The sequence below is a fragment of the Agathobacter sp. genome (assembly GCF_977054825.1).
Map to the genome: position 1 here is coordinate 70,155 of NZ_CDRTEH010000007.1, position 19,620 is coordinate 89,774.

Sequence of the window (19,620 nt, forward strand, 5' to 3'; positions counted from 1 at the left end):
GGACCGTGAATAATATTGTGATAGCATTTCCTAAAAAGGAAGTAGCCAATTCAATCAAAAAAATATTAGCGCAGAGCGGTTATACAGTCACGGCGGTTGCAAATACCGGAGCTTCGGCACTTTCGAGCATGAATGGCCTGAATATGGGTATCATCATATGCGGATACAGATTTTCAGACATGATGTACAGTGAGGTATACGAGTATATGCCTAAGGAGTTTCAGATGCTTCTCATAGCGTCGGCAGCGGGCATTATGGAAAAGAATGTGGATAATCTGATGTCATTATCCATGCCACTTAAGGTGCATGAGCTCTTGCAGACTGTCGAGATGATGGATTACACGATAACGCGTCGAAGGAAAAAGCTCAGGCAAAGGCCAAAGGTACGTTCAAAGGAAGACCAGGAGATGCTTAACAGTGCAAAGGCTGTACTGATTGAGCGAAATGGATTTTCTGAGGAGGAAGCACACCGCTACATCCAGAAGCGAAGCATGGATAACGGCACAGGACTTGTGGAAACAGCACAGATGATACTAAGTCTTATGACTGATGTGTAGGGCTGTCGATGTTAAAGGCTTGAACAGCTATATAAAAATATAATTGCAGGCAGCATAATATTTTATGAAAGAAATAATGATAAAAAAACATATTTACACTTGCGTAGTAAAGTGATAAATTAGACTTATTGTAAAGTAACAAAGGAGAGATAAACATGTTTCAGATTAATGATAACTATCAGAAATTACCGGGAAGCTACCTTTTCAGCACAATAGCTAAAAAGGTTGCTGCTTATCAGGAGGCTAATCCGGATAAAGAAATTATCAGGCTTGGAATCGGCGATGTAACACAGCCGCTTGCACCTGCTATCATCGATGCTATGCACAAGGCAGTTGATGAGATGGGAAATGCAGCTACATTCCACGGCTATGCACCGGACCTTGGATATGAGTTCTTAAGAAAAGCAATTTCAGACAATGACTACAAGGCAAGAGGCTGCGATATCTCAGCCGATGAGATTTTTGTTTCAGACGGAGCAAAGAGCGATTCAGCCAACATCCAGGAGCTTTTCTCAGCAAACAGCCGTATCGCTGTTACAGACCCTGTTTACCCTGTATATGTTGATTCCAATGTCATGGCAGGAAGAACAGGCACATACGATGCTCAGAAAGAGACCTGGAGCAATGTAATCTATATGCCGTCAACAGCAGATAACGGCTTTGTTCCGGAGCTTCCAAAGGAAGTACCGGATATGATTTATCTGTGTCTGCCAAACAACCCTACAGGAACAACTCTCACAAAGGATCAGTTACAGGTATGGGTTGATTACGCAAACAAGAACGGCTCAGTCATCATCTTTGATGCAGCCTATGAGGCATATATCAGCGAGGCAGATGTGCCACACTCAATCTATGAGTGTAACGGTGCAAAGACATGTGCCATCGAGCTTAGAAGCTTCTCAAAGAACGCAGGCTTTACAGGTGTGCGTCTTGGCTTCACAGTAGTACCTAAGGAGCTTAAGTGTGGTGATGTTTCGCTTCATGCAATGTGGGCACGCCGTCACGGAACCAAGTTCAACGGTGCACCATACATTGTGCAGAGAGCAGGCGAGGCAGTTTACTCAGATGCCGGAAAAGCACAGCTTAAGGATCAGGTAGCATACTACATGAACAATGCAAAGACAATAAAGACAGGTCTTGCAGAGGCAGGCTTTACAGTTTACGGTGGAGTAAATGCACCATACATCTGGCTCAAGACACCGGATCAGATGACATCATGGGAGTTCTTCGATTACCTGCTTGAGAATGCCAACGTGGTAGGTACACCGGGCTCAGGCTTTGGACCAAGCGGAGAGGGCTACTTCAGACTGACTGCTTTCGGAAACTATGAGAACACAGTAAAGGCACTTGAGAGAATCAAGGCACTGTAAAATAAATCAGGTGAAATAAAAATACCGTCAGGGAGATGTTCCCTGACGGTATTTTTTGTAAAGGCATGCTTTAATTCTTCTTGAAGCCGGCTCTCTTACGAAGAGTAGGGTCAAGAATCTTCTTTCTGATTCGAAGGCTCTCAGGTGTTACCTCAAGAAGCTCATCTGTATCAATAAAGTCGATAGCCTGCTCAAGGCTTAATACTCTAGGTGGTACGAGTGTGAGTGCCTCATCTGCTGATGAAGAACGTGTATTTGTAAGATGCTTCTTCTTACATACGTTGAGCTCGATGTCCTCGGCCTTTGAACACTGTCCGATAACCATTCCTGAGTAAACCTTGGCACCAGGTCCGATAAAGAGTGTTCCTCTCTCCTGTGCAGAGAAGAGTCCGTAGGTTACAGCCTCACCTGACTCAAAGGCAATGAGTGAACCTGTTGCACGGTATGCAATCTCACCCTTGTATGGCTCATATCCGTCAAACATAGTGTTTAAGATTCCGTTACCCTTTGTATCGGTCATGAACTCGCCACGGTATCCGATAAGTCCACGGGCTGGGATGTGGAACTCAAGTCTGGTGTAGCCACCTGCGATAGAGCCCATATTTCTAAGCTCGCCCTTGCGCTGCTGAAGCTTTGAGATAACAGCTCCTGTAAATTCGTCAGGCACATCGATGTAAGCAAGCTCCATTGGCTCGAGCTTCTTGCCGTTCTCATCATACTTGTAGAGTACCTCTGCCTTACTTACAGCGAACTCATAGCCTTCACGGCGCATGTTCTCGATAAGTACTGAAAGGTGAAGCTCTCCACGTCCTGAAACCTTGAAGGAATCAGGTGAGTCTGTATCCTCGACACGCAGTGAGACATCTGTGTTGAGCTCGCGAAGGAGTCTGTCACGGATGTGACGGCTTGTGACAAATTTACCTTCCTGTCCTGCAAGAGGGCTGTTGTTTACGATAAAGTTCATAGAGATTGTAGGCTCTGAAATCTTCTGGAAAGGAATAGCTTCAGGTGCTTCCGGTGAGCAGATTGTATCTCCGATGTGGATGTCTGCGATACCTGAGATTGCTACAATCGAGCCGATTCCTGCCTCGGCTACATCTACCTTGTTGAGTCCGTCAAACTCGTAAAGCTTGCTGATACGGACCTTCTCAAGCTTGTCAGGGTCGTGGTGGTTTACAACGACAGCCTCCTGATTGACCTTGATTTTACCGTTATCCACTTTACCGATTCCGATACGTCCTACATACTCGTTGTAGTCGATTGTACTGATGAGAATCTGTGTGTTGGCATCCGGATCACCTGTTGGGGCCGGGATGTAGTTTACGATTGTCTCGAAGAGAGGAGTCATATCCTTCTTCTCGTCGTTTAAGTCCTTCATGGCATAGCCGTCTCTTGCTGATGCGAAAACGAATGGGCAGTCAAGCTGCTCCTCAGAAGCATCGAGATCCATGAAGAGCTCTAATACCTCATCGATGACCTCGTCAGGACGTGCCTCCGGACGGTCAATCTTGTTGACGCAGACAATGATAGGCAGCTTGAGTGCAAGTGCCTTCATAACTACGAATTTGGTCTGTGGCATAACACCCTCGAAGGCATCAACCACGAGGATAACGCCGTTTACCATCTTAAGAACACGCTCTACCTCACCGCCGAAGTCAGCATGACCCGGAGTGTCGATGATGTTGATTTTGATGTCCTTATACTGAATAGCTGTGTTTTTGGAGAGGATTGTGATACCTCTTTCACGCTCGATGTCGTTTGAATCCATTACTCGTTCCTGAACTTCCTGATTGTCACGGAACACACCGCTTTGCTTGAGAAGCTCATCTACAAGTGTTGTTTTACCATGATCAACGTGGGCAATAATTGCTATATTACGAATATCGTCTCTTGTTGTTTTCATATTTTCCTTCTTTCTTTAATAAATAAAGCTAAGTTTGCAACTAACTTATTCTATCATAATTTTTCCAATGTGCAAGTTTTCATTGAAAGTTTTTAAAAAATTAAGTGAAATGTTATTGGATTTGTCGACATTATTTGAGAAAATATACTTTGTGGAAATGTTAAAAATAGCTGGAAAAACATTTTACAAAAGGAAGGGAGACAAAAAATTCATGGCAGATAAAATGTTTGAAAACAACCAGGTATCAATAATCGGAGAAATCGTTTCGGATTTTCAGTTTAGTCACGAGGTGTATGGTGAGGGCTTCTATATGATGGAGGTTTCGGTCAGAAGGCTTTCGGATTGCATGGACTATATTCCGGTGATGGTGTCAGAGAGACTTATCAATGTGGAGGGTGACTACATAGGCAAAAGCGTATATATAGGCGGTCAGTTCCGCTCGTTCAACAGGCATGAGGAGAAGAAAAACAGGCTTGTGCTGTCTGTTTTTGCAAGGGAGCTTGAAGTATTGGACAGTGATTATGATGAGGACGCAGCCAATCAGATTTTCCTTGACGGCTATATCTGCAAGGAGGCCATATACAGGAAAACACCGCTTGGACGAGAAATTGCAGACCTGCTTGTGGCAGTGAACCGCTCATATGGCAAGTCAGACTATATTCCATGTATCTGCTGGGGAAGAAATGCCAGATTTGCGTCGACCTTTGAGGTGGGTACACATGTGCAGATATGGGGCAGAATCCAGAGCAGGGACTATGTGAAAAAGCTGAGTGAGACACAGGTGGAGCAGCGAACGGCGTATGAGGTTTCCGTGAGCAAGATTGAGGCATAGTATTGCATGAGGATTTGTGACTTCCACGAAAATTTGCAATAAATCTCAGATTGTGGTATTTTACTAGATATTATTGGTTGCATATCAGTAGAAAAGCTATGTGTATGGAGGCATGATTATTATGGAGAACGGTGCAGTACAGATTTATTATGGCGAGGGACATGGCAAGACAAATGTCGCTATAGGAAGTGCAATATGTGCTGCCTGCGAAGGTAAACAGGCTGTCGTTATTCAGTTCCTAAAGGGAAAAAAGGAGCCGGAATTTTTGAAAAAGCTCGAGCCGGAGGTAAAATTCTTTAATTTTTCAAGGGCGGGAATACTCTTTGAGCAGCTTGATGATGAGAGCAAGCAGGAAGAAATCATGAATATCAAGAATGGCTTTAATTATGCTAAGAAGGTCATATCAACCGGTGCTGACATGGTTGTTGTGCTTGATGAGATGCTTGGACTTTTGGATTTGCATCTGATTTCCAAGGAGGAGCTGTCGGATATGCTTGCTTCAAGGCCGGATGATGTGACAGTTATTATGACAGGTCGTGTGCTTGATGATGGAATCAGGGAAATGGCTGATGAGATTTATAATATCGCGTCGGAAAAATAGTAAGGAAATATTGTCATGTGAGTTGACAATACACAGGCTTGGTGATATGATTAGTGCAAGTGTGAGGCAGTTATATCATCTGCTGTATACAAATAATTTGATTAACAGATAGAGGTCGCGCGACTTATGAGTAGCTTTCCGGATGCCGCAGGGGCAGTTGATGGGAGATGAAAGGAATAGCGCCGAAGGGATTTATCATCTGCGGATATATCCCTGGGCATATGGCGAACAGCCTTATGACTGTCATCAGATTTGATGGGGAGCTATCGTGATTCATGAAGAATTGGGACCGGCTCTAAGGAGCCGGTTTTTTAGCGCTTAGAGGCAGACAGCGTCATACCTATACGTTAAGAGAATCAATACCGATAAAGAAAAGCAAGAAGGAGATAAAATCATGGCAATTTTCAAAGGAGCAGGAGTAGCAATCGTTACACCTATGTACGATAACGAGGAGATTAATTACGACAAGCTCGAGGAGCTTATCAATATGCAGATTGACAATGGCACAGATGCTATCGTCATCGCAGGCACCACAGGCGAGAGCCCATGCCTGTCAATGGAGGAGCATGCAAAGGCTATAAAGGCTGCAGTAGAGTTTACAAAGCATCGTGTACCTGTAGTGGCAGGCACAGGCTCTAACTGCACAAAGACAGCTATGCAGCTTTCAAAGGAGGCAGAGGAGTTTGGTGCAGACGGACTGCTCGTTGTCACACCATACTACAACAAGGCTACACAGGCCGGTCTTGTGAGCCACTATTCACAGATTGCAGACAGCACAAAGTGTCCTATTATCGTATACAACGTACCAGGACGTACAGGCTGCAACGTGCTCCCGGAGACTATGGCAGAGCTCTTTAAGACAAAGGAAAATATCGTAGGACTCAAGGAGGCTACAGGAAATCTGGCACAGGCTTCAAAGACAATGTACCTGACAGACGGAAAGCTTGATATGTACTCAGGCGAAGATGGTCTCGTAGTGCCTCTTATGTCTATCGGCGCAATCGGAGTAATCTCAGTATGGAGCAATATAGCCCCTGCAAAGGTACACAATATGTGCGACAGCTTCTTCAAGGGCGATTTACAGACCGCCTTAGAGCTTCAGAGAGAGGCTCTTCCACTTGTAGATGCACTCTTCTCAGAGGTAAATCCAATCCCTGTAAAGAAGGCTATGAACCTGATGGGTATGAATGTCGGACCTCTCAGAAGCCCTATGTGCGAGATGGGTGAGGATAATGCAAAGAAGCTTGCTGAGGTCATGAAGGCTTATGGCTTAAAGCTTGCCTAGTACAACGAGAAAGGATACGATAAAATGACAAAGGTAATTATGAATGGCTGCAACGGCAAAATGGGACAGACTATCACAGAAATCTGTAAGGCTGATGCTGATATCGAGATTGTAGCCGGTATTGATTTATATGATGGAATAGACAATGACTATCCTGTTTTTTCGAGCATCGACAAATGTGATGTGGACGCTGATGTGGTCATAGATTTTTCCAATGCCAAGGCTGTTGACGGAGTGCTGGACTATTGCGTGGACAAGCAGGTTCCGGTTGTTTTATGCACTACAGGTCTTAGTGACGAGCAGCTTGCAAAGGTCGAGGAGTGCTACAAGAAGGTGGCAGTGCTCAAGTCTGCAAACATGTCACTTGGCATAAATACTCTTATGGCTCTTCTTAAAAAGGCTGCACAGGTTTTCGCACCGGCAGGCTTCGATATGGAGATTGTTGAGAAGCATCACAATTTAAAGCTTGATGCACCTTCAGGCACTGCGCTTGCACTTGCCGATTCTATCAACGAGGCTATGGACAACGAGTATCACTATGTTTACGACCGCAGCCAGCGCAGAGAGAAGCGTGATCCTAAGGAAATCGGTATTTCTGCTGTCAGAGGCGGAAGCATTGTCGGTGAGCATGAGGTACTTTTCTGCGGACAGGATGAGGTGATTGAGTTTAAGCATACTGCTTACTCTAAGGCTGTTTTTGCGAAGGGTGCTGTTGAGGCTGCCAAGTTCCTTAAGGGAAAGAGTGCAGGTCACTACGATATGGCGGATGTTATTGCAGCTAAGTAGATTTAGGCTGTTTATCATTGTGGCGATAGGTCGGGCGTAAGCTCCGGGCACAGGGGTGCACGCGCACTCTCCCGGGGCGCTACGCTACGTGGCTAAGATTCTGTACGAAATTATGCTTGATGGGTTTCTATGCTTGACGAAACCGTCGAAACGCGCCGTCCGTGGCGCGGTTCTCCTCACCCCTGCGTCCATGCAGGGGTGTTTCTACGTTTCATGGGCATAATTTCTACAGTATCTAAGCCACTTCGCTATTCGCGCTTCGGGAGAGTGCGTGTACATCCCCAGTGCCCGGGGCTTACGCCCTTACGTTGTGGCTCTCAATGTACGAATATGGGTACACTTGCGGATTTTGCTTGATTTATTGGGGAGCGCGTATTATATTAGATGTAATGACTATTCAGAACCACTGAGAACAAAAAAAGCTGATGCGTCATGCTTGCATGTAAGCAGCAGGTTTTCTTGTTCTCAAGGGGGCTCGAATAGAGCCACCCCCACACATATGAGCAAAAGTAGCTGCGTAGCAGCGGCGCTAAACGTCCAGGGGACGTTTGTTCAGCGCGGACCGTAACGGAGTGTAGACAAAGCACGAGCATCGTGCGTTTTTGCGAATGTGCGTGGTGTGGTTCGTGATAGTTACAAAATACAACAGGGGAGCTGGCATTTAGCCGGCTGAGAGTAGACTGGTAGTGTCTTGACCCATAACCTGATTTGGATAATGCCAACGTAGGATAATATCGCACGATTTTTAGGCGGATATACTCATTGGCGGTATATCCGCTTTTTGAATGCGTGGGTGATTATGAATACTTGTAAAGAGATACAGATGGATAATTTTATAGAAAAGCTTAAGTCGCGCAGTCCTTTGATCCACAACATCACAAATATGGTTACTATCAATGATGTGGCAAATATTGAGCTGGCATGTGGGGCGAGGCCTATTATGGCTATGGCGCCTCAGGAGATGGACGAGGTCACCGGTATCTGCGATGGGCTGAACCTGAATATAGGCACTCCTTCTGAGGAGAGGTTTGAAGCGATGCGCATTGCTGCGAGGAGGGCTGCAAAAAAGAGCATTCCTATTGTGCTTGACCTGGTTGGCGTGGGAGTGAGCCGCTTCAGGATGGATTTTGTTATGAGTCTGCTTGACGAGGTGCAGGTGGATGTGATTAAGGGCAATTTGTCTGAAATCAAGGCTGTTATGGAGCATGGCAGGTGCGATGGCGGTGTGGAAGTGACCGATACGGCAGATGAGTCTGATGCAAAGGCGCTTGCGTGCAGGGCGGCTCTGCGATATGGCTGTATCTGTGTGATTACAGGTGAGACAGATTATGTGGCACAATTATGTGATGAAGCCGGTGGTTATGACTATAATGAAAGTGGTGCAATGAACACCGATGTGATGAATGTTGTTGTGCCTGATGCTGACGGATGCTCACATAATTACAGGGTAGGAAGCATCACAGGCGGCCATCCGATGATGAAGCGCGTGACAGGCACCGGATGTATGCTTTCAGGGCTTATCTGTTCGTTTGTTGCGGCTTCCTGCGATGATAAATACGGTGCAGTCACGGCAGCACTTAGCTGCATGAAGAGGGCAGGAGGGCTTGCGGCCTCTGCTATGGCAGAGTGTGATATGGGAACAAACAGCTGTCATTTTGTTAAGCCCGGAAATGCTTCATATAGGGACAGGCTGATTGATGCAGTATATCATATATGCGATGGTTATTATGCACTGATGTGAATATCGCTATATGACAGACAAGTGGTATGCAGGTCATGAGTCTTATATTTGGAAAATAACAGGATAAGAGGTGAAAGGTTTATATGAACAAAACTGATTTAAAGCTCTACGCTATAACAGACAGGCAGTGGCTGCACGGAGCGAGGCTTTCTGAGCATGTGAAGCTTGCGATAGAGGGCGGAGCCACTATGATTCAGATCCGTGACAAGGATATCCTTAGTACATATTCTGATGCAGGGCTAAAGGATGAGTATCAGGAGGCTTTTGAGATAAAGAGAATCTGTCACGAGCACAAGGTGCCGCTCATCATCAATGACAATGTGCAGTTTGCAATTGATATAGATGCCGACGGAGTACATCTGGGACAGGATGACATGAATCCGGCAGAGGCCAGAAAGCTTCTTGGAACCGACAAGATAATAGGTGTCACGGCAAAGACAGTGGAGCAGGCAAAGAGAGCAGAGGCTGACGGTGCTGACTATCTGGGAAGCGGAGCAGTGTTTGGCTCTACCACAAAGCTCAATGCAAAGCCTATGACAAAGGAGCTTCTGCGTGAAATCACAGCGGCTGTCGATATACCGGTTGTTGCAATCGGAGGCATAAATGCAGACAATGCAGCCACACTAAAGGGCACAGGGATTGCAGGAATCGCCGTGGTAGGAGCGATATTTGCAAGCGCAGATATAAAGGCTGCAGCCAAAGAGCTGGCAGAAATATGCGATAAAATGCTGTAATTGCAGCAGGTCACACTGCAGTGATTAAAGTAATTAAACAAGAATTAAAGAGAAATAACAAAATTCAGAAAGGAGCGTAGATATGCATACAGCACTTACAATTGCGGGAAGTGATTCAAGTGGCGGCGCAGGCGTGCAGGCTGATTTAAAGACCATGCTTGCAAACGGTGTATTTGGCGAGAGTGTCATCACAGCGCTCACGGCACAAAATACCATGGGAGTTGACGCGGTGATGAATGTGCCGGCAGATTTTATCGAGGCACAGATGAAGGCTGTTTTTACGGATATTTTTCCGGATGCGGTGAAAATCGGCATGACATCATCGGTAGATACGATTGAGGCGATTGCCGCAGGTCTTGTAAAGTACAAGGCAAAAAACATAGTTTTGGACCCGGTGATGGTTGCTACAAGCGGAAGCAGGCTGCTTGAAGAAAATGCAGCAAACACTCTGATGGAGAAGCTGTTTCCGCTGGCTGATATCATTACGCCAAATATCCCTGAGCTTGAGGTGATATCAGGCAGACAGATTGAAAGCAAGGATGATATCATAGAGGCAGCAAAGGCCATTTATGATAAATACGGTTGTCCGGTTTTAAGCAAGGGAGGCCATTTCACAGACACGGCATGTGTGTGTGACTATTTGTGGGATGGAAAGCAAATTATCACATTTGAGACAAAGAGAGTGGATAATCCCAACTCACACGGCACAGGCTGCACGCTTTCTTCAGCGATAGCCAGCGGTCTGGCAAAGGGACTATCGCTTGAGCAGGCTGTGGATAACGGCAAGCGATATGTCACAGCATGTTTAAAAGCCATGCTTGATCTGGGACACGGCAGCGGTCCTATGAATCATGGAGCGTTGTTCATACAATGAGATAAGCACATGTTAAATAATTAATAGCTGTAACAACAATAAGAATAGTAATAACTACTAATTTAACAGTAATAAAATAAAGAACAGGAGAGTACAATGAGTAATTACACAACACAGATGGATGCCGCAAGAAAGGGCATCGTAACACCTGAAATTGAAAAGGTAGCAAAGAAGGAGAAGATGGATGTAGACAAGCTGATGGAGCTTGTTGCAAGCGGAAAGGTAGCTATTCCGGCCAATAAGCATCACAAGTCACTTGATGCAGAGGGTGTTGGAAGCATGCTTCGCACAAAAATCAATGTAAACCTCGGAGTCTCAAGAGACTGCAAGGACTATGATGTGGAGATGCAGAAGGTCATGAGCGCTGTAAAGCTTGGAGCAGAGGCTATCATGGATCTTTCAAGCCATGGCAACACACAGCCGTTCAGACAGAAGCTCACAAGCGAATGTCCTGCAATGATAGGAACAGTTCCTGTTTATGACAGTGTTATCCACTATCAGCGTGATCTTGCAACACTTACAGCACAGGATTTTGTCGATGTAGTCAGACTCCATGCTGAGGATGGAGTGGACTTTGTCACACTTCACTGCGGAATCACAAGAAAAACAATAGACCAGATTAAAAAGCACAAGCGTAAGATGAATATCGTAAGCCGTGGAGGAAGCCTTGTATTTGCATGGATGTGCATGACAGGAGAGGAAAATCCTTTCTACGAGCACTATGATGAGATACTTGAAATCTGTGAGGAGCACGATGTGACAATCTCTCTCGGAGATGCCTGCAGACCGGGCTGCCTGGCAGATGCAACAGATGTATGCCAGATAGAGGAGCTTGTAAGACTTGGAGAGCTCACAAAGCGTGCGTGGGATCACAATGTACAGGTCATGGTAGAGGGACCGGGACATGTGCCGCTTGATCAGGTAGCAGCAAACATGAAGGTACAGCAGTCAATCTGTATGGGAGCACCATTCTATGTACTTGGACCTCTCGTAACAGATATAGCACCGGGCTATGACCACATCACAGCAGCAATCGGTGGAGCTGTGGCAGCAATGAACGGAGCAGCATTCCTGTGCTACGTGACACCTGCCGAGCATCTTGCTCTTCCAAATGTGGAGGATACAAAGCAGGGCATCATCGCCTCAAAGATTGCAGCTCATGCAGCAGATATTGCAAAGGGAATCCCAGGAGCCAGAGATATAGATGATAAGATGGCAGATGCCAGACGTGTGCTCGACTGGGATGCACAGTTTGCATGTGCACTTGATCCTGAGACAGCTAAGGCTATCAGGGATGACCGTCTGCCTGAGGATGACCACAGCGAGGCATGCAGTATGTGCGGTAAGTTCTGTGCAGTGCGAAGCATGAACAAGGCACTCGCAGGAGAGCATATTGATATACTATAAGGTGGGTAGTAATGGAAAGCAAAGAGAACACTAAAAAGAACATTAAAAAATCAACTATTTCAATCAGAAAGCTTGCCATGGCAGGAGTGCTCGTGGCAGTTGCCGTAGCAGGAAGCTTAATAAGCTTCCCTGTTGCCGGCAGCAAATGTGCACCCGTACAGCACATGGTCAATATATGCGCAGCAGTATTCTTAGGACCTGCATGGGGTGTCGGTGTGGCATTTTGTGCGAGTATCATAAGAAATCTGACAGGGCTTGGAAGCCTCATGGCATTCCCGGGAAGCATGGTAGGTGCGCTGTGCTGTGGACTGATGTACAGATTCAGCAAAAAAATCATACCTACATGTATCGCAGAGGCGCTCGGCACCGGCATACTCGGAGGCCTTGCAGCGTATCCTCTGGCAAAATACGTGATGCTTATTCAGCCGGACGGCATGTTTATATACATAGTGCCATTCCTTATATCGACCGTAGCCGGAAGCATAGTGGCAGCAATTGTCATGCTGATTCTTAAGAAAAACGGTGCACTGGCAGCATTTAAGGAAAATCTGGAGTAATAGCCGGGGCTATGGCTTAATAAGAAGCTTCATAAGCTCATCCTGACATATAGGCTTCGAGTAGTGATAGCCCTGGAACCAGGTGACATCAAACTGTCTGAGATAGCTTTCGAGGTCTTCATTTTCGATGCCTTCGATACATATCCTAAGATCTGCGGCACGGGCAAAGTTAATCATTCCGATTACAAGTGCCTGCTTCTTTTTCTCTTCGAAAATACCCTTTATAAAGCACATATCTATCTTGATACCCTCTACAGGAAGCTCAAGCATCATCTGTGATGAAGAGCTTCCCGTGCCATAGTCATCCATTGTGATGTGGATTCCTGCATCCCTTAAAGCTGTGACTGTTTTCTTTATCATAGATACAGGCAGGTCCCGGCATCGCTCTGTAATTTCTATCCACAGCTGTGAAGGCGGAAAATCATACTCTTTAAGAATTGCCAGAGTATCTTTTACAAAGCATTCCTTTTCAAGCTGCTCTGAGGATGCATTTACATTGATGAAAAATCCCGGTTTTACCTTTGCAAATTCACAGGCTGCGCTTATTGCAGTTCTCATGATATAATTTCCGAGCTCATACATAGCCGGCGTATCCTCAAGCCAGTCGATAAACAGACCCGGTGGTACTGTGCCAAAAGGCTCCTTCTTCCAGCGCACAAGTGCCTCAGCACCCATTATTTCGCCGGTTTTTGCCTTTACAATCGGCTGAAACTCCACAAAAAAGCCATCACAGCTATTGATAACCGACTGATGGATGATTTTCATGATGTCTATATGCGAGCTGCCATTGAACCTGACCATATCGTTAAAAAATAACAAATCAGGGCTGTGAAGCTCCCTCGCGCGGTCAAGAGTGTACTCCACCTTGCTGATGACAGTAGATGTATCACCGTCATAATCCTTGAGAATCAGGCAAGCGGCATATATATCAAACTCAAATCTAAAGCACTTAAAGAAATACATGGAATTTATGGTGTCTGCAATTTTTTGATAAAAGGCCTCAGCAGTGGCACGGTCAGCTTCCTTTACCACAAATACAAACTTGGAATTATTCATATAGTATGTGGCGGTGCTGCCATCCATCATGTAGATGAATTTGAGCGCGAGCTCACGCTGGATTGCAGTGCTGAAATTGGAACCATACAGTATATTGAACTCATCTATATGGCCTATCTCCACCTCAATTATGGCTACAGACCTGTTTTCCATGATGTAGCCGTTGATATCATTTACAAACTTTGACTGACCGTAAAGATATGTATATGGGTCGATATCCGGAAGAGTATTTTCGTTTCTAAGCACGAGGACATGGTAGCAGTGTCCGTCATCACCGGCAAAAATATCAGAATAAAATCCCATCATATATTCTTTGGTATGCTTTCCCATGCGGACATAAAATATATCATCCAGTTTTTCGCCATTTAAGCGATAGCGGATTTCCTGCTTATATTCAGGCAGGTCAACGTTGTTGACACAAGAGCCAAGCTGTTCAAAGAAGCAGGTATGCTCGCCGGCTTCAAAGCCGAAAAAATCAGCTGTCTTTTGAGGTACGTATGATATGTCGTTATCCAGGTCGGTGATGATAGGATATATCCCATCTGATAATTCTGAAATTTTATCGATAAATTCCTTGTATATCGTGTGTTCTATCATAAATCAAGACTCCATATGTGTATTATGCACAAAATTCTTTTAATATTATAACATATATATGCATTATATACAATGTGTCATTTATATATTTGAAGGTATACTGACGACTGAAATACACCATCAGCTGCTTCAAATGCAACGTCTCCATCATATTTGCCGGCAACAGACCGGATGGAGGACAGGCCTATACCATAGTCATCCCTCTTTGAAGAACGGTATTTTCCGTTTTGAATGGTAACATGCCCGTCAAAGCTGTTGTCCATGGTTACGATTAGTGTCTTGTAGTGGATATGGGCATGCAGACGGATAAAGCGTGATGGTGCGTTATCTGAAGTATCCGGGCTATCCATGCGTTTACATGCTTCTATGGCGTTTTCTATCAGATTTCCAAATACCAGGCACAGGTCGTTGTCCAGGGTCGCATCATCGGTTTCCGGAACAATGAGCTTTGTCTCAAGAGCAATATTGTCATTTTTACATATGGCACTGTAGTATGACAGAATGGAATTGACCACCCTGTTTTCGCAATAGCTTGCAGGCGCATATGGAATGCTGTGAATCAGGGCATCCAGGTATTCGTTCAGCGGCTTATTTTCAGTGTTTGCGAGGCCTTTTATTGCAACCAGCTGGTGACGCAGATCGTGACGCTGCTTCTTAAACAGCTGTTCGTTTGTTGTGATGAGTGAATTATATTTCCTCTGCTCAGACAGAGACTGCTCGAGGAGATTCATATCAAATACGAGCCTTTCGTTTTCGCGCTTTATCCTTAGCATATCGCTTATATTAAGCCCCATGATATTTCCCATGATTATAATGAAAAGCAGAGTTCCAAGCTGGTACAGCAGTGACAGTGATGACACAAATTTCAAATGATAATTGATTATCTCGGCACATGAAGCGAGTGCCAGTATGAATATCGGAACCATCAGCCGTTTTGCCCTGCTATTTTGGTTGCGAACAGCCTCAAGGATGGTGTATGCAGTCAGGAAGCAAAGTATGAGTGGTAAAATGACATGGAACACATACATGCTCTGGGACAGTGCAACCATACCGCTAAGCTGTAAGGCACATGCGATAAAGTCAAGCACGGTGAGGAGCTTCGCGATAACTATAATAGGCTTGTCATTTTTAAAATCAACTGCGAGCCTGCAGAAATACAACAGCGGAATCATCTGCGAGAAAAGCCCTATAAAAGCACATAGATATAGCATAGTAGGGTTTTTGACTATGACACCTGTGTAGTTGCACTCACCGATAGACCACATGCCTACCATGAGTGAGAAGAAGCCAAAATGAAATATCATCTTGCAAACCTCTTTATCGTAGTATAAAAGCATCAGTGAGATAAATATAAACAAAACACCTGCAGCAAGCTCTAGCAGTGCTATAAAGAATGACCATTTATTCAGCTTTAACAGTGTGAAAAATAAGGATTTGTATGCTCCGTAGATAGGAGAATACACAGTAAGCGAGCTTCTGGTGACAGGAGACAGATACTCTATGCGAAGCTCTGCATCACCCGAATGACCGTCAGTGCCTATCAGGTACCCCTCTGTTGCAGGATCCTTCATATAGGATGGATAGTTTTCGGGCCTGCCAAACTCATATATGAGCTCATCATCTAAATAGACCTTTGCAGGGGAATAGACGGTCTTTATGTAGATCGGATCATCCTTGTTCAGGTTGATATGGGTGGTGACGGTGACACGTGTGCGCGGCGAAAGGTGCTTAAAGGTATGTGGAAACGTGATTTCCTCTTTATCTGAATCAGAGCCCTCCACCACAGCATATGCAGAGCTTACGATAGTGGCTTCAGGATAGCTCGCCTGGCTCATAATCATGTTTTTTGAGGAAAAAAGCAGTATACAAATCAGTATAAGCTCCATGATTGTCAGATAGGGAATATTTCGTATAGCGCTTTTGTTTTTCATAATCCGGGCTCCTTGCAGTGTATTACTTTTGACAGTTTTAGCTCACATCAATCAATAGGAAAGTGACTTATTTTAGCCCTCTGGTGTGCTCGAAAAAGTATCTCTCCATTGCCTTTTTGGCCTTGCCTGAGAGCTCTCTCTTGATAGGGATATTTGTGTCATCAGCCATCACAAAGCACTTGAGCGCTGTGTCGATGCGTGTGACATACGACAGGTTCACCGCGTAGCTTTTGTGTGGCAGAAAAAACAGCTCAGTAGGCAGCTGCTCTGAAAGCTCTGAAAGCTTCTCATAGCAGATGATTTCCTCGTTGTCATTTAAATGTATGAAAATCTGTCTGGCTCTCTGCTCTATGTACATGATATCCGAAAGAGCAAGCTTCTCCATACTCTTATTTCTCTTCACATAAAGCGATGGAGCATCGGATTTTTTCAGCATGGCGAGGTGAAGGATGTTACTTAGCTCAGCTGCAGAAACAGGCTTTTCGATATAGCCTATGGCGGACAGCCTGTAGCTTTCTAAGGCGTGCTCTGTGCTTGTTGTGATAAAAGCAACCGGGATATCGGTGTCTGTCTCACGGATTATAGAGACTGCCTCGATGCCGGTCATGGAATCCTTCATGTATATATCCATGAGCAACAGGTCATACTTCCCATGCTCGTATGAGGCAAGCAGAGAATCGGCATTTGTAAAGACAGTGTATGTATTTTTGATATCGCTGTGGTCGAGAATATCACAAAGCAGCTCGGTTTCGGCAGCCTCGTCCTCGCAGACAGCTATATTAAGTGTTTGTGGCATGTTGATTCCTCTTTAAATACTAGGGATGATTAATCAGATTACTGCATGCAAGCATGCATCGATGATACCTTTTGACCCTTTAATAATCATAATATAATATGAAATAAATATCAAATAAATATTGCTATTAAATATCCGAAATGCTAATATAATTATCAGCAGTTTATTAATTATTTTAAGGAGGTTTCAGTTATGAAATACTGTACAAATTGTGGCAGGCAATTAGCTGATGATGAGGTATGTACATGTCGTCAGCAGGCACAGACACAGGCACCAAATCAGACACAGGACAACGCACAGGCAGACAATGCAGCACAGCAGGCACAGTTCAATGGACAGCCGCAGGGTAACGCACAGGCACAGTTCAATGGACAGCCTCAGGGCAACGCACAGGCACAGTTCAACGGACAGCCACAGGGCAATGCACAGTCGCAGGCGTTTGACAACTTCACACAGCAGGTGAGTGCGGCAGGACAGCAGCTGCAGAATGACAAAAATGTGGCATCTATCATCACACTATACAAGGGGCTCATCAAGAAGCCGGCACAGGCTGCAGCAGACTTTGTAAAGAATGCAAATATGGCATCAGGCTTTATATTCATCGGCTTATTTGCTATAGTAGAGGTAGTGCTTTCTGTAGTATATCTGTTATCAAGCGTGATTGGCAGCATAGGCGGCTTCGGCTTCTCATTCTACCCGGCAAGCTTCTTTGAGGGAATCTTCTCAGGAATCGTAGGAGAGGCAGTGAGGGTGCTCATCCTTGCAGCAGTCATTCTGGTTGTATTAAACGCAGTGCAGAAGGATAAAAAGGTGACATTTGCACAGACACTCTCAGCAGCATGTCTGTACGACGCAGTATACCTCCCGATCATCCTTGTGGCAGCAATCATCGATATAATCCCATTCCAGTTCTTTGGCAATGTGAGCAGCTGGCTGCATACATTTGCAGGTGTAGTGGGATATGTATGCATATTCTTTGGAGTAAGGGCAATAGAAGAGGATGACAACAAGCTTCCGCTCGTGTGCGGACTGGCATTCCTTGCAACAGCCGTTGGTTCAACAATAGTAAATGCTATTTTCTAAGTTAATATCTGATATAATATATCAGAAATAACCGGGTCCTGTGAGATTTTCTTGCAGGATCTTTTTATATTCCGGGGCATGCAGCACATACCACACAATTTGTCAAGTACGAGTTTTGACACTGTTCGTGTAAATTGTCGTGGTTATTGGCATGTGCGGAATTGATGTATAATATTAATTAGATTAATTAATATGTTTAGACTAAGGAAGCGAGGCACCTATGACGCACACAATTAAGGTACAGATGTTTGGAAATTTCAGAATGGACTATAACGGAGCACCGTTTGTGGCGGAAAAAATGCATAAGGAGAGCCAGTTCAACCGCCTGATGCAGGCTATGATGCACTATTCTGACTGCGGAATAGCAAAGGATAAGCTCGAGGAAATAGTAATCGGTGAGCGTGATATAGATGCACCTCACACAGCACTGAGAGTTATTGTGTACAAGACAAAGCAAAAGCTCACCCAGCTCGGACTGCCGGGAAAGAACCTCATATATTTGGAGGGAGGCATATATTACTGGACACCGGACATAGAGATAGAAGAGGACGCAGCAGAGTTTGAGAAAATCTATAACGAGGTCTGTACACTGGAAAAGCAGATACCACAGGAGACTGAGCATGAAAAGACAGTGTGTGATGAGCAGACAAAGGAAATAGAAGACAAACTGCTTGAGCTGTACGTAAAGGCACTATATCTGTACAAGGGCGAATTTCTGTCGGCATATACGGGTGAGACATGGATAGCACAGGAGGCCAGGCGCTATCACACTATGTTTGAGAAAATCATAAAGGAAGCCGCATACATACTGCGAAAGAGAAAACAGTTCAAGGGACTGGAGAAGCTGGGAGTATATGCTGCAAAGGTCGATCCGTTCAATGAATGGGAGGAGCTCATCATGGAGGCGATGGTAGAGACCAGACGATATGATGAGGCGGAAGGGCTCTACACGGATGTCGTGGACTATTATCTCAGGGAGTGCGGTATTTATCCATCGTCAAGACTTTTGGAAATCCTTGAGAAATACAGCAATCAGATGAATCATGCACATGAGATACTGGAAAACATCCAGGAGGGCATGAGCGAGCAGGAGGAAACAGAAAGAGGCGGATATTTCTGCGGCTACCCGGTATTCAGGGGCATATACCAGTCATCCATCCGTATCATGAAGCGCACAAGGGTACCCGTGTATCTCATGCTCTGTACACTCGAGGACGAGGAAGGCAGACAGGTGCAGAGTGAGACGAAGATAAACAAGTATTCAAGACAGCTCAAGAAGTGCGTCGGTGAATCAATCCGCTACAGTGACATATATACCTCGTATGGCAAGGTGCAGTTTCTTATCATGCTCATCGGAATAAAGCGTGAGGACTGCGAGATAGTCAAAAAGAGAATCAACCGTCAGTTCGCAAAGAAAAATCCGAAAGCAGCGGAAAAATATCATGTGAACAGTATCGTTTGTGAGTTGTAAAGGGAATAGTACAAATAGGTTGGAAAAGCCGTAAGGTGA

Annotated in this window: 17 protein-coding genes and 1 riboswitch; of the genes, 13 read left to right on the plus strand and 4 right to left on the minus strand. The window is 45.0% G+C overall.

What is annotated here, in order from left to right; all coding sequences use genetic code 11:
- The first annotated feature begins 5 nt into the window (after positions 1–5).
- Together ACW6PM_RS08080 and ACW6PM_RS08085 are read left to right on the plus strand one after the other, a co-directional pair.
- Positions 6–557, plus strand: a complete 552-nt coding sequence (locus ACW6PM_RS08080) for an ANTAR domain-containing response regulator (protein WP_456056818.1) — start codon at positions 6–8, stop codon at positions 555–557.
- A 155-nt stretch (positions 558–712) separates the two neighbouring features.
- A complete protein-coding gene (locus ACW6PM_RS08085; RefSeq protein WP_308668374.1) occupies positions 713–1,927 on the plus strand; it encodes an LL-diaminopimelate aminotransferase in 1,215 nt (404 codons plus the stop codon).
- Positions 1,928–1,997: 70 nt separating this feature from the next.
- Here ACW6PM_RS08085 and typA read toward each other — a convergent pair whose 3' ends face one another.
- A complete protein-coding gene (gene typA / locus ACW6PM_RS08090) occupies positions 1,998–3,830 on the minus strand; it encodes a translational GTPase TypA (RefSeq protein WP_448753821.1) in 1,833 nt (610 codons plus the stop codon).
- 211 nt (positions 3,831–4,041) lie between these two features.
- On the opposite strand from typA, the gene ACW6PM_RS08095 reads away from it, so the two are divergent.
- From ACW6PM_RS08095 to thiW, 9 genes are all read left to right on the plus strand, one after another.
- Positions 4,042–4,662 carry a single-stranded DNA-binding protein gene (locus ACW6PM_RS08095; protein ID WP_012743359.1) on the plus strand — a complete coding sequence of 207 codons (621 nt, stop codon included), beginning with the start codon at positions 4,042–4,044 and terminating at the stop codon, positions 4,660–4,662.
- Positions 4,663–4,783: 121 nt separating this feature from the next.
- Positions 4,784–5,263, plus strand: coding sequence for a cob(I)yrinic acid a,c-diamide adenosyltransferase (locus ACW6PM_RS08100; RefSeq protein ID WP_443596120.1), 480 nt, complete (start codon positions 4,784–4,786; stop codon positions 5,261–5,263).
- 101 nt (positions 5,264–5,364) lie between these two features.
- Positions 5,365–5,537: riboswitch (Lysine riboswitch) on the plus strand.
- 120 nt (positions 5,538–5,657) lie between these two features.
- The gene (dapA, locus tag ACW6PM_RS08105; RefSeq protein ID WP_448753822.1) at positions 5,658–6,548 is read left to right on the plus strand and encodes a 4-hydroxy-tetrahydrodipicolinate synthase; all 891 of its coding nucleotides are present in this window, start codon (positions 5,658–5,660) and stop codon (positions 6,546–6,548) included.
- A 24-nt stretch (positions 6,549–6,572) separates the two neighbouring features.
- The gene (gene dapB / locus ACW6PM_RS08110; RefSeq protein ID WP_456056819.1) at positions 6,573–7,334 is read left to right on the plus strand and encodes a 4-hydroxy-tetrahydrodipicolinate reductase; all 762 of its coding nucleotides are present in this window, start codon (positions 6,573–6,575) and stop codon (positions 7,332–7,334) included.
- An 823-nt stretch (positions 7,335–8,157) separates the two neighbouring features.
- Positions 8,158–9,075: a hydroxyethylthiazole kinase gene (locus tag ACW6PM_RS08115; RefSeq protein ID WP_456056820.1), complete on the plus strand. Its 918-nt coding sequence runs from the start codon at positions 8,158–8,160 to the stop codon at positions 9,073–9,075.
- An 83-nt stretch (positions 9,076–9,158) separates the two neighbouring features.
- Positions 9,159–9,809 (plus strand): thiamine phosphate synthase, encoded by a 651-nt coding sequence (gene thiE, locus ACW6PM_RS08120; protein ID WP_456056821.1) that lies wholly within the window; start codon positions 9,159–9,161, stop codon positions 9,807–9,809.
- Positions 9,810–9,891: 82 nt separating this feature from the next.
- Positions 9,892–10,683 carry a bifunctional hydroxymethylpyrimidine kinase/phosphomethylpyrimidine kinase gene (gene thiD, locus ACW6PM_RS08125; protein ID WP_456056822.1) on the plus strand — a complete coding sequence of 264 codons (792 nt, stop codon included), beginning with the start codon at positions 9,892–9,894 and terminating at the stop codon, positions 10,681–10,683.
- A gap of 96 nt (positions 10,684–10,779) precedes the next feature.
- Positions 10,780–12,090: a phosphomethylpyrimidine synthase ThiC gene (gene thiC, locus ACW6PM_RS08130; RefSeq protein WP_456056823.1), complete on the plus strand. Its 1,311-nt coding sequence runs from the start codon at positions 10,780–10,782 to the stop codon at positions 12,088–12,090.
- A gap of 11 nt (positions 12,091–12,101) precedes the next feature.
- Positions 12,102–12,647, plus strand: a complete 546-nt coding sequence (gene thiW, locus ACW6PM_RS08135) for an energy coupling factor transporter S component ThiW (RefSeq protein ID WP_456056824.1) — start codon at positions 12,102–12,104, stop codon at positions 12,645–12,647.
- Between the two features lie 9 nt (positions 12,648–12,656).
- Here the strand turns inward: thiW and ACW6PM_RS08140 are convergent, their stop codons facing one another.
- The 3 genes from ACW6PM_RS08140 to ACW6PM_RS08150 form a co-directional block, all read right to left on the minus strand.
- A complete protein-coding gene (locus ACW6PM_RS08140) occupies positions 12,657–14,300 on the minus strand; it encodes an EAL domain-containing protein (RefSeq protein WP_456056825.1) in 1,644 nt (547 codons plus the stop codon).
- Between the two features lie 77 nt (positions 14,301–14,377).
- Positions 14,378–16,231 carry a GHKL domain-containing protein gene (locus ACW6PM_RS08145; protein WP_456056826.1) on the minus strand — a complete coding sequence of 618 codons (1,854 nt, stop codon included), beginning with the start codon at positions 16,229–16,231 and terminating at the stop codon, positions 14,378–14,380.
- A 67-nt stretch (positions 16,232–16,298) separates the two neighbouring features.
- A complete protein-coding gene (locus ACW6PM_RS08150) occupies positions 16,299–17,027 on the minus strand; it encodes a LytR/AlgR family response regulator transcription factor (protein WP_456056827.1) in 729 nt (242 codons plus the stop codon).
- 192 nt (positions 17,028–17,219) lie between these two features.
- Here ACW6PM_RS08150 and ACW6PM_RS08155 point away from each other — a divergent pair, with 192 nt between their 5' ends.
- Positions 17,220–18,110 (plus strand): Yip1 family protein, encoded by an 891-nt coding sequence (locus tag ACW6PM_RS08155; RefSeq protein ID WP_456056828.1) that lies wholly within the window; start codon positions 17,220–17,222, stop codon positions 18,108–18,110.
- A 220-nt stretch (positions 18,111–18,330) separates the two neighbouring features.
- Positions 18,331–19,581 (plus strand): bacterial transcriptional activator domain-containing protein, encoded by a 1,251-nt coding sequence (locus ACW6PM_RS08160; protein WP_456056829.1) that lies wholly within the window; start codon positions 18,331–18,333, stop codon positions 19,579–19,581.
- Positions 19,582–19,620: the final 39 nt, after the last annotated feature.

Excerpts from the sequence above, each read along its gene's own strand:
- ACW6PM_RS08085 (WP_308668374.1), top strand. The coding sequence starts at position 713 with ATGTTTCAGATTAATGATAACTATCAGAAATTACCGGGAAGCTACCTT.
- typA (WP_448753821.1), bottom strand. The coding sequence starts at position 3,830 with ATGAAAACAACAAGAGACGATATTCGTAATATAGCAATTATTGCCCAC.
- ACW6PM_RS08095 (WP_012743359.1), top strand. The coding sequence starts at position 4,042 with ATGGCAGATAAAATGTTTGAAAACAACCAGGTATCAATAATCGGAGAA.
- ACW6PM_RS08100 (WP_443596120.1), top strand. The coding sequence starts at position 4,784 with ATGGAGAACGGTGCAGTACAGATTTATTATGGCGAGGGACATGGCAAG.
- dapA (WP_448753822.1), top strand. The coding sequence starts at position 5,658 with ATGGCAATTTTCAAAGGAGCAGGAGTAGCAATCGTTACACCTATGTAC.
- dapB (WP_456056819.1), top strand. The coding sequence starts at position 6,573 with ATGACAAAGGTAATTATGAATGGCTGCAACGGCAAAATGGGACAGACT.
- ACW6PM_RS08115 (WP_456056820.1), top strand. The coding sequence starts at position 8,158 with ATGGATAATTTTATAGAAAAGCTTAAGTCGCGCAGTCCTTTGATCCAC.
- thiE (WP_456056821.1), top strand. The coding sequence starts at position 9,159 with ATGAACAAAACTGATTTAAAGCTCTACGCTATAACAGACAGGCAGTGG.
- thiD (WP_456056822.1), top strand. The coding sequence starts at position 9,892 with ATGCATACAGCACTTACAATTGCGGGAAGTGATTCAAGTGGCGGCGCA.
- thiC (WP_456056823.1), top strand. The coding sequence starts at position 10,780 with ATGAGTAATTACACAACACAGATGGATGCCGCAAGAAAGGGCATCGTA.
- thiW (WP_456056824.1), top strand. The coding sequence starts at position 12,102 with ATGGAAAGCAAAGAGAACACTAAAAAGAACATTAAAAAATCAACTATT.
- ACW6PM_RS08140 (WP_456056825.1), bottom strand. The coding sequence starts at position 14,300 with ATGATAGAACACACGATATACAAGGAATTTATCGATAAAATTTCAGAA.
- ACW6PM_RS08145 (WP_456056826.1), bottom strand. The coding sequence starts at position 16,231 with ATGAAAAACAAAAGCGCTATACGAAATATTCCCTATCTGACAATCATG.
- ACW6PM_RS08150 (WP_456056827.1), bottom strand. The coding sequence starts at position 17,027 with ATGCCACAAACACTTAATATAGCTGTCTGCGAGGACGAGGCTGCCGAA.
- ACW6PM_RS08155 (WP_456056828.1), top strand. The coding sequence starts at position 17,220 with ATGAAATACTGTACAAATTGTGGCAGGCAATTAGCTGATGATGAGGTA.
- ACW6PM_RS08160 (WP_456056829.1), top strand. The coding sequence starts at position 18,331 with ATGACGCACACAATTAAGGTACAGATGTTTGGAAATTTCAGAATGGAC.